The organism is Leptospira kirschneri serovar Cynopteri str. 3522 CT (assembly GCF_000243695.2).
GTDB lineage: Bacteria > Spirochaetota > Leptospiria > Leptospirales > Leptospiraceae > Leptospira > Leptospira kirschneri.
The window spans coordinates 500,490-510,901 of sequence record NZ_AHMN02000004.1; the positions used below are offsets into that span (position 1 = coordinate 500,490).

General features: G+C 39.6%; 7 protein-coding genes. All 7 read left to right on the top strand.

The window, feature by feature from the left end; genetic code table 11:
* Positions 1–5: 5 nt before the first annotated feature.
* The gene (gene secA, locus LEP1GSC049_RS221930) at positions 6–2,732 is read left to right on the top strand and encodes a preprotein translocase subunit SecA (protein WP_004763167.1); all 2,727 of its coding nucleotides are present in this window, start codon (positions 6–8) and stop codon (positions 2,730–2,732) included.
* A gap of 23 nt (positions 2,733–2,755) precedes the next feature.
* Positions 2,756–3,193, top strand: a complete 438-nt coding sequence (locus tag LEP1GSC049_RS221925) for a hypothetical protein (RefSeq protein WP_016560516.1) — start codon at positions 2,756–2,758, stop codon at positions 3,191–3,193.
* Positions 3,194–3,293: 100 nt separating this feature from the next.
* Complete coding sequence (locus tag LEP1GSC049_RS221920; RefSeq protein ID WP_002079225.1) at positions 3,294–3,671, top strand: hypothetical protein; 378 nt, start codon at positions 3,294–3,296, stop codon at positions 3,669–3,671.
* A gap of 148 nt (positions 3,672–3,819) precedes the next feature.
* Positions 3,820–5,223 carry a TolC family protein gene (locus LEP1GSC049_RS221915; RefSeq protein ID WP_004756042.1) on the top strand — a complete coding sequence of 468 codons (1,404 nt, stop codon included), beginning with the start codon at positions 3,820–3,822 and terminating at the stop codon, positions 5,221–5,223.
* A 10-nt stretch (positions 5,224–5,233) separates the two neighbouring features.
* Positions 5,234–6,235: an efflux RND transporter periplasmic adaptor subunit gene (locus LEP1GSC049_RS221910; RefSeq protein WP_004758643.1), complete on the top strand. Its 1,002-nt coding sequence runs from the start codon at positions 5,234–5,236 to the stop codon at positions 6,233–6,235.
* A 1-nt stretch (position 6,236) separates the two neighbouring features.
* Positions 6,237–6,965 (top strand): hypothetical protein, encoded by a 729-nt coding sequence (locus LEP1GSC049_RS221905; protein WP_004755988.1) that lies wholly within the window; start codon positions 6,237–6,239, stop codon positions 6,963–6,965.
* A gap of 5 nt (positions 6,966–6,970) precedes the next feature.
* On the top strand, positions 6,971–10,300 hold the full coding sequence (locus LEP1GSC049_RS221900) for an efflux RND transporter permease subunit (RefSeq protein ID WP_004758795.1): 3,330 nt from the start codon (positions 6,971–6,973) through the stop codon (positions 10,298–10,300).
* Positions 10,301–10,412: the final 112 nt, after the last annotated feature.

Here is a 10,412-nt window from a genome sequence, read left to right on the forward strand (position 1 = left end):
TGAATATGATTCAAAACATTCTCCGGGTGGTTTTCGGAAGTAAATTTGAGAGAGATTTAAAAAAACTCATCCCGATCGTTAGACAAATTAATTCTTTAGAAGAAAGTATGAAAGGAATGGACGATTCTGCTCTTTCTTCCCAAACGAAAAAGTTTAAAGAAAGAATTGTACAAGGAGAATCCTTGGATTCAATTCTTCCAGAGGCATTTGCCACAGTAAGAGAAGTTTCTCTTCGTACTATGGGAATGAGACATTTTGACGTGCAGATGATGGGTGGAATCGCTCTGCATGGTGGAAACATCTCCGAAATGAAAACCGGAGAAGGAAAAACTCTTACCTCTACTCTTGCAGTTTATCTCAATTCTCTTGCGGGGAATGGTGTACACGTCGTTACGGTAAACGACTACCTTGCCAAAAGGGATGCGAATTGGATGAAACCAATTTATGATTTTCTAGGGATTTCAGTCGGTGTAATTCAACACGATATGGATTATGAACAAAGGAAGTTCGCTTACGCCGCGGACATCACCTATGGAACCAACAACGAATTCGGTTTTGATTATTTAAGGGACAATATGGTTTCTCATAAGGATCATAAGGTTCAGAGATCTCATTTTTTTGCGATCGTAGACGAGGTAGATTCGATTTTAATCGACGAAGCAAGAACCCCTTTGATCATTTCTGGTCCTTCTGACGAAGCGACTGATAAATACGTTCGTGTTAATAAGATCATTCCTAAACTCTTCGAAGGTGATGACTTTGAAGTGGATGAAAAGGCGCGTAACGTTCTTTTGACTGAAAAAGGTGTTTCTCATGTTGAAGAAATACTTTCGATCGAAAATTTGTACGCTCCTGAGAATGTGGATTTAGTTCATCACGTTCACCAAGCTTTGAAGGCTCATAAAATTTTTAGAGTGGATAAGGACTACGTAGTTCAACAGGGGCAAGTAGTAATTATTGACGAATTTACCGGTCGTCCTATGGAAGGAAGGAGATATTCCGACGGACTTCATCAAGCGATCGAGGCCAAAGAAAACGTTACGATCGCAAAGGAATCTCAAACTCTCGCTTCCATCACATTCCAAAATTATTTTAGAATGTACGATAAACTCGCCGGAATGACCGGGACCGCGGATACCGAAGCGGAGGAATTTAAAAAAATCTATAACCTAGACGTGATCGTAATTCCGCCTAACGTATCTGTTCAAAGAAAGGATTCTCCAGATCGTGTGTATCGTACTGAAAATGAAAAGTTCCAAGCAATTTTGACTGAAATTCGAGAACTACAATCTAAAAAACAGCCGGTTCTTGTTGGAACCATTTCCATTGAAAAGTCGGAAGTTCTTTCTAAAATGTTAGCTTCGGCTGGAATCCAGCATAACGTATTAAACGCTAAGTTTCATCAAAAAGAGGCGGAGATCGTTGCAAATGCCGGAAAACCTGGCGCCGTAACGATTGCTACTAATATGGCGGGAAGAGGAACCGACATCGTTTTAGGAGGAGCTCAACTTTATAAAGAGAATCTAGAAACTTGGAAGGATGAAGACGAAATTGTAAAACAATTTAAGGAATCCATTTTAAGACAAAATCTTGAATATGCAGAATCTTTAATGCAGAAAATGGATTCCGGAGCCAAACAGAAACGTGCGTCTGAAATTTTAAGTTCTGTAAAAATCTGGAAGAAAAATCACGAAGAGGTTTTGGCTGCAGGAGGGCTTCATATTTTAGGAACGGAAAGACACGAGGCGAGACGGATTGATAACCAGCTAAGAGGTCGTTCCGGTCGTCAGGGTGATCCTGGTTCGAGTCGATTCTATTTGTCTCTTCAAGACGATCTCATGAGAATTTTCGGTTCAGATCGAATTTCCGGTCTTATGAAATGGGCCAATATGCCGGAAGGCCAAGAGATAGAAAGTAAAATGGTGAGTAACGCAATTGCAAGGGCGCAAAAGCGAGTAGAAGGTCATAACTTTGATATTCGTAAACATCTTCTTGAATACGACGATGTGATGAACCGCCAACGGATCGTAATTTACAAGATGAGAAACGAGGTGCTTGAAAACGAAGATATTTCCGATTTAATTTCCGGTTTTATCGAAGAGACAGTGGAAAATCAAATCGTAACTTACTGTGAAGGAAATAATCCATCTGCATGGAATTTAGAATCTTTGAAAGAATGGTCCGATGGTTTGGATTTGAACTTACAGATTGACGAAGTAGAATTTAAAAAATCTAAAAATCCACAATTATCTCTTTTCGAAAAAGTAAGCTCTACTGCAAAACTGAAATACGAGTCCAAAGCAGAAAAGATCGGAAAGGACATCTGGAAGTTACTCGAGAGAAATATCTTCCTGGATATTTTAGATCATCGCTGGAAAGAACATCTTTATTCCATGGATCATTTAAGAGAAGGAATTTGGACCGTAGGTTATAGCGAAAGAAATCCTCTTGTAGAATATAAACTTCAAGGTTTTAGAATGTTCGACACTGCGATCGAAAATTTGAAAAACGAAATTGTAAACTTCATCTTTCGAGTAGAAGTATCAGAAAATTCTAAACTACCGGAAGAAAAAAAGGAATATAAAAAAGTAGGGCAAGAAATTACGGGAGGATTTCAAGAATTTTCAGGCGGCAATTTGAATCGTTCTCAACCCAACGGTTCCAGTGTAACGGTTACTACCAGTTCCGGTGGAGGAACCGAAAGAAAAACAAGTCGGAGAAGAAAACGCTGAAGTTTTTTGTTTTCATTTCGATTTTGTCCTGCGTTCTATTTTATTGCGTAACAACAGAACCTCAAAAAGGAAGCGCAAAACAAATCTATTCGGATTGTATGGAAACATTTCAGGATTCCGAAAAATGTGAAAAACTAGTTCTCAAACAACTTTTAGGTTCTGATAAAACAGAAACTCAAACAGAAACCGAAAAGAATCAAACTCCGACTTTAGATCCGGAAATTGAAAAAAATCTCAGACTTAGATCCGAAATCAAAGACAGTTTACAGGGACAAAATCGAATTTTTGTAAAAGAGTTTTTAGGAAATCCGGACCAAGTTCAGTTCCGAACCAACGGAATAGAAGCTTATATTTATACCAGACCGATCAGTCGACATAAACTTGGCGTAAAACCTGATTTAGAAATCAGAGTTTTGATGCGAAATGGAACCGTAGTACGAGTAGAACACGTGGCTCCTTAAATGGAGTTAGACCTTAAAAGAATAGATTGGTGCCGTATTTTTAAGCATCAAAAATCGAAAAACGTTTGTAAGTCAGATTTAGCCTTAGAATCGTGGAGGAATGAAGGTCCGTTGGATCCATCGATTTCTGATTCTTGTTCTTACAGCGGTAATTGTATTACCCTGTGAAGAAGATGGAACCTTTGATCTTGCTTTTTTAGACGTTCGAGGTAGGGAAGTTCATTCCACTCTTGCGAAAAAGATTCACAATCAATCGCAACATAAGACGCGTTCTGAAATTCAATCCGGTATCGAAACCAGGGATCTTGCAATTTATACGAGAGGACGTTACGATTTTTTAGATCTCGTATTCTCCGGTTCTTTCGAACTTTCAAAAGTGGAAGTTCATTACTTTTCCGGAAAGTTCAACGCACCTAAAACCTATTTTAGCTATTTATTATCTTCTCTCCTTTTGAATTTACCACCTCCAACGGTTTGATTTTTTTACGGAAGCCCTATCGGGTTCCCAAAATCTTTACGATAAACTTTTGCTACGAACTCGGTTTGTACGCTAAGTATAAGGAAAATCAAATACAAACGTGGAGAACTGTACACTGAATCAGCAAACCATCATTTCTGGAAAACCTATGAAAAAGATTTTCATTCTACTTTTTTTCCTTGTTTTTACGATTTGCGTTTTTGCGGAGGAATCGAAAACGGAAGTTTTGGATTCTGCTATTTTTCCGAAAGAAAACGAAGAATCTAAAACTTCACTGAACTTGGAAGAAAAACCTACCTTTGAAAAAGAAAGGGTTTTGGATTTAAAAACCGCAGAGGAAAAACTCTGGCGGAATAACCTACTTTTACTCGCGTCTCGTTTTAATATAGACGCACGCAAGGCAGGAATTGAACAAGCGGGACTTTACGCGAATCCGAATATTTTTATCGACCAGAGTATATACGCCGAACCTACACAACGTTATTTTGATTTTTCGAGATCCGGTCAAACGGTCGTACAAATTCAGCAACTTTTTTTGTTAGGCGGAAAAATCGGTAAACGGGTACGTGTGGCCGAATTGAACGCTAGAATGAGCGAACAGGAATTTTATGATCTGGCTAGAGGACTTGTTACAAAATTAAGGAAGTTGTTTTATGCGATCTATTACTATAGACAGGCAATTTCCTTTTACGATCAAAGTTTAGAAGCCTTGGGTAGAACCGTAACTTCGGCGGAAATGGGTTATAAAAGAAGGGCGATTCTTCAGGCGGAAGTGCTTCGTTTAAAAGCTCTTTACTTCTTTTTAAAAAAAGAAAGAGAAGATTTGAATATTCGAATTTTAGAAAGAGAAGCAGACCTTCGAGTATTGTTAAACGACGATTCTCTTAAAAGTCCGGAAACTAAAATCATTCCGGAAATCGTAGAAGAAAATTTAGATTTATTGGAACCCGCAAAATTAAAAAGGGAAGAACTTTTAGAAGTAGCAAGAAATAAAAGACCTGATCTAAAAAAAGCGGTTCAAGCTCTTCGATATGAAGAGGCCAATCTAGAATTGCAACACGCTAACGCCATTCCGGATCTTGCGTTCGGACCCATGTACAATCGGGGAGGAACCGCGTTTCAAAACTATTGGGGGATTACGGCTCAGTTAAACGTTCCTATTTTCGATAGAAACCAGGGAAATATTAAAGCTTCTGAAAAGGCAGTACTCTCCAGAAAACAAGAACTTAAAAACACTCTTTTAGAAGTTGAAAATGAAGTAGCCGTTTCCATTGAAACCGCCCGAGTGAAAGACGAACTTTATAAAAAATTCAAAAACACTTATACAAAAGAATATACGGATCTCTCCAAGGATATGATACTAAGTTACGAAAAACGTTATATTACAATTTTGGAATTTGCCGATTTTTTCGAAACGTATCGTTCCAGTATAGTCGAAATGTTGAAACTTCAGACCGATCGAATGGATGCTATTGAAGGAGTTAATTTTTCCGTTGGGCAGGGAGTACTGATTCCGAAACTCAAGCCAGCCGAGAGCACGGAGAATCAGTGAGGAAACCGATATGAAGATACATTTTACAAGTAGAACACTTTTAGTTACCGGAGCGGCGGTAGTCATAGCAATCGTTTCTTTGGCGATTTTGGGACTTTCCAATCGAGCCGATAAGAAAACAAAACTTCCTCCGAGCAAACCGATCATTTCAGAAAACGGGGAAAAAATCGAATTTAAAGAAAATAGTCCTGGTCTTGAGATTATACAAACAAAAGAAATCGGAAAAGATGGAGAGTTTATCAACGTAGACGCTCCAGCACGTCTGATCGCTTCTACTTCTCCTTCCGTAAGCGGAGGAGAAAGGATTATTCTTTTTGAATCTGCCGAACTCAACGATCTTTACGTAGGTTATGTTCACTCTCGAAATAGTTTGGTTCGTTCGATTAAAAACTTCGAACGGATTACGGATATGTTCAAACATAGAGTGGCGACTGAAAAGGATTTAATCGAAGCCGAAACTCAAAGAAACAATGATCAGGCAGAACTGGCCGAGTTCGAAGGGAAGTTGCGCGCGGTCGGTTTAAATCCGGCTCTACTCGGTAAATCCGGAGCTCAGAGCGCTTGGATCATTAGCGACGTTCCTGAATCTCAACTTTCTAAACTCAAAAAAGGAAAAAGAGTGAAGGTGCGTTTTTCCTCTTTTCCAAACGAAGAATGGTCCGGAACCGCAGAAGCTCTTGGTGACAACGTAGACCCTATGACAAGAACCGTTAAGGTTCGTATTGTGATCTCTAATGCCGGATACAAACTCAAACCAGGTATGTTTGCCAATGTTAAGTTTCCGGAAGATACGGCGAACGACACAGTTGTAGTTCCCTTTAATGCGATTGTTACCGTAGAAGGACAAAATTACGTTTTTGTGGAAGAGTCTCCACATGAGTTTGTAAGACGTGAGGTTACTTTAGGGATTTCTACTACAGATCGAGTTAACGTTATCGAAGGTTTGACCAAGGGCGATCGAGTAGTCGTTCAAGGTTCTATTCTTTTAAAAGGACTCAGTTTTGGTTTTTAATATGCAAAAATTGGTCCTATTTATAATATTATGCTTTTTGAATGTATCTATTTGGGCTCAGAATCAAAAATACGGCTCCGATCCTAAGTCCGATCCTTCTCCCGAATGGGTGGAAGATCCAGATAAAAAGACTAAAATTGGTAAAGAAGAACACACAGAAGACGTTCTCAAGGGTAAAACCCTTCCTAAATCTACCAACTTTTTAGTTTATGGCGCAAGCATCGGTTCTCCCGGTAGTATCAATCTAAATCTTGGTTATTACTACAAAGACGTGGTTTTCCGAGTTTCTGGTGGAAAGTGGAACACTCATTGGTGGGGAGGGCAGGTAGATATTGGGTATAGTTTTTGGAAAACCCCAGTGATTGCTCACAGTGTTTCGATTGTGTTTGGGGCTTTTGAAGTAGACCCTTTTCAACCCGAAATTGGTAGAGGGGGACAAAATTCGTATCCTAGTGGCTCTTCGTTTCCCGGCTATCAACATAGAGATCCTACTTATGAGGATTTGATCATTCGTTCTTATGTAACGGAACAATCTACTGATTTGGCGATGTATTTAGAGTACGAAAGCAGAGATAGGCAGAAAGTACATTTAAATCAACAATATGTGGGTTTGACCTACGATTTTTTGCTCGGTAATTTTTTTCTTCAGCTCGGCGGAGGAATCGGTAAAGGGGATTATAAAAATCCTCAATTGCTTATTCAAGTTGGCTATTTGTTTGATACGAGATAATATTCATGAAATTTTTAAACTTACTGATTGAATCGGCTTTACGATATAGATTTTTTACGTTAGCCGCTGCAGTTCTATTATTGGCGGTTGGGGTTTGGTCCTGGCTTGACATTCGCAAAGAAGCATATTCTGATATTGCGGACACACAGGTTCGTCTGGTTGCAAAGTTTCCTGGTAAAGCCACTCTCGAGGTGGAAGAAAGGGTAACAATGCCGATCGAACGGGTTCTTCATTCTACTCCGAACCTAATCGTAAGAAGGTCTAGAACCATCAACGGTCTTGTGGTTTTCCAATTCGTTTTTGAAGAAGGAACGGATGATTATTTCGCTCGTATGCGTTTGATGGAAAAAGTTAGAGACGCTGTCATTCCGGAAGAAGTGACCCCGACTCTTGCTCCTATGAGTTCTCCTGTAGGTGAAGTTTATCGATACGTAGTTGAATCTACTACTGGGACTCATACTCCTATGGAGCTTAGAACTATTCAAGATTGGATCGTAATTCCAAAACTACTTCAGGTTTCTGGAATTGCGGACGTGGTTACATTTGGTGGTTTGCCTAAACAATTTCACGTGGTAACTTCTCCTGAAAAACTGATTCGTTATAGCGTAACGGTTGCCGACGTGATCGAAGCGATCAAAAGTAATAACCTTAACACAGGTGGAAATTTTCTTTTACAAGGGGAACAATCTCTTCCGATCCGTTCCTTGGGTGCGATTAGAACTCCGGAAGACATAGAGGATATTGTAGTCAAAACTGTGAACGGGGTTCCAGTCTATGTGAGAGACATTGGTTCTGTGGAAATTTCTCATCCGATTCCGAGCGGTGTTTTAGGTTATACGGTTCAAAACGAACAAGAAGGTCTGATCGATGTAGACTCCGCCGTACAGGGATTAGTCGCCATGAGAAGATGGGTAGAACCGAACGCGTTTGGAGAAAGGGTTCGCGCCAAGGTTAAAGAAATTAACGATCGTTATATGCCGGAAGGCACAAGAATTAGAAACACATACGACCGTGGAGATTTAGTAAAATATACTCTTAGAACCGTGGGAACTACTTTGCTCGAAGGGATTGCGGTCGTGAGTTTGGTAGTGATCTTTTTTATCGGAAGTTTGAAAGCTTCTATTGTAGTAGTCGCCACGATTCCGTTTGCACTTCTTTTTTCGTTTACGATGATGAATTCCTCTGGGATCTCCGCAAGTCTTCTTTCTTTGGGAGCAGTTGACTTCGGGATCGTAGTAGATAGCGCCGTAGTGATGGTGGAAAACATCATGCGCCGTTATAAGAATGCTACACCGGCGGAAAAACAAAAAGGAATTATTCGTTTTACTTACGACTGTGCAACCGAGGTAGGAACCGAAGTTTTATTCGCGATTCTGATTATCATCTTGGCATATCTTCCTATTTTTTCTTTTGAAAGAATTGAAGGCAGGCTTTTTAAGCCTATGGCTTTTACTTTGTCGTTTGCAATTTTTGGTGCCTTATTGTTTACGATGACTGTGGTTCCGGTTCTCATGTCTTTCTTTTATAGAAGGTATTTTGAATCTAAAAATCCTGGACCGATTGAATGGCATAATCCCGTTTACGAATGGGTGGAAAGAACATACGAAAAAATTGTACACTATCTAGTAGATCGTTCTAAAAAAGTAGTGATGATCGCATTTACAGGAGTTACCGGGCTTTTGATCGTAGGAGGCATGTCTCTTGGAACTGAGTTTCTTCCTTCTTTGGATGAGGGTGGATTTACTCTTCGTCTTTATTTTCCTGTGGGGATTTCTCTTCCCGAAGCCAAGAAGTTTATTCCTAAGATTCGTGGGATGATTTATAAAAACGAACAGGTCAATATGATTCTTTCCCAATATGGAAGGAATGATGATGGAACCGATCCACTTCCTCCAAACCGATTGGAAATTTATGTTGGTTTAAAAGATTATAAAAATTGGAACGAGAAGATTACTAAAGAACACCTTCTCATTCGAATGAGAAACGATTTAGAGGAAGGATTACCCGGTGTAAAGGTGAGTTTTTCCCAGCCTATTATGGATAACCTTTCCGAAGCAATTATGGGAACCATTGCCGATCTTGCGGTTTTCGTTTCTGGTCAGGATTTAAAAGAGATGCGTCATATCTCTCAACAAATTCTAGATATAGTTTCTAAAATGAAAGGAGCGAGTGAATACGGGATCGAACAAGAAGGACCTGCTCCACAACTTGTGATTCGTTTGAAAAGAGCCGTTGCAGCTCGTTATGGGATCAATATCAGCGATATTCAGAATGTGATCGAGGCCGCGGTTGGTATGGAACCGATCAGCTATTTGTACGAAGGTCCTATGGATACACCTCCAAAAGAAAGAGCGTTATTTGGCATTGCTGTTCGTTTTGCAAAGGACTATCGTCAGTCTGCAAGAGAGATTGCAAACATTCCTATCATTTCTCCTAAGGGAGAAAGGATTCCTCTTTCCGAGTTGGCTGAGATCACTCAGGAGGATTCTCCTACGATGATTTTTAGACAGGACGGTAAAAGAACCATTACGGTTCGATTGAATGTAAGAGGAAGGGATCAAGGAGGGTTTGTATCTGAATTACAGGAAAGGGTCAAAAAAGAAGTCAAGATCCCAGAAGGATTCGAGGTTCGTTATGGAGGTCAGTATGAAAACTTGGCTCGGGTTGGTAAGCAGTTAGCTATCGTGATTCCAGTAACGATCGGAATCATTTTCGGACTTTTATTTATGCTCTACCGTGATTTGAAATCTGTGATTGTTGCTCTTTCCTGTATTCCTCTTTCTCTTTTAGGAGGAATTTACGCGCTTCTTGGAAGAGGATATTATTTTAACGTTTCCGCGGGAGTAGGATTTATTTCTTTGTTTGGAATTGCGACGATGGCAGGGATTTTGTTTGTATCCAAAGCAAATCATCTTCGTCACGATGATATTATGATGTCTGTAAGAGAAGCTTCTATTCTTTCTGCGGTCAGCCAACTTAGACCTAGATTGATGACTATGTTGCTGGCGCTATTGGGACTAATTCCTGCTACGATGGCGTCTGGAGTTGGTTCCGATGTACAAAGACCTCTCGCGACCGTCATGGTGGGTGGACTTGCTTCTGCGCTTTTTTTAGTATTAACCGTAATGCCTAGTCTTTATATTCTAGTGATGGGAAGTAAAGAAAATATGAAAGGTAAAGGTTCTGCTTCTAAAAGTTTAAGCGGCGATTATACTTCTATTTATTCCGAATCTGAATATTCTACTATCAGTTATGAAGAAGAATCTTTGAATCAAATTCCAACTAAGAAAACTGGAAAGAAATTAAAATCAAATAAAACTAAAAAGGATATCTAGTTTTTTAGGATTCACCTGTGAGTTGAGTTTATCACGGTGGATCCTTTCTTTTGGTTTTCAGTTTAGATACTATTTTCAGAAAAGTTTCGATTTCTTTTTCAAATTGCATTTT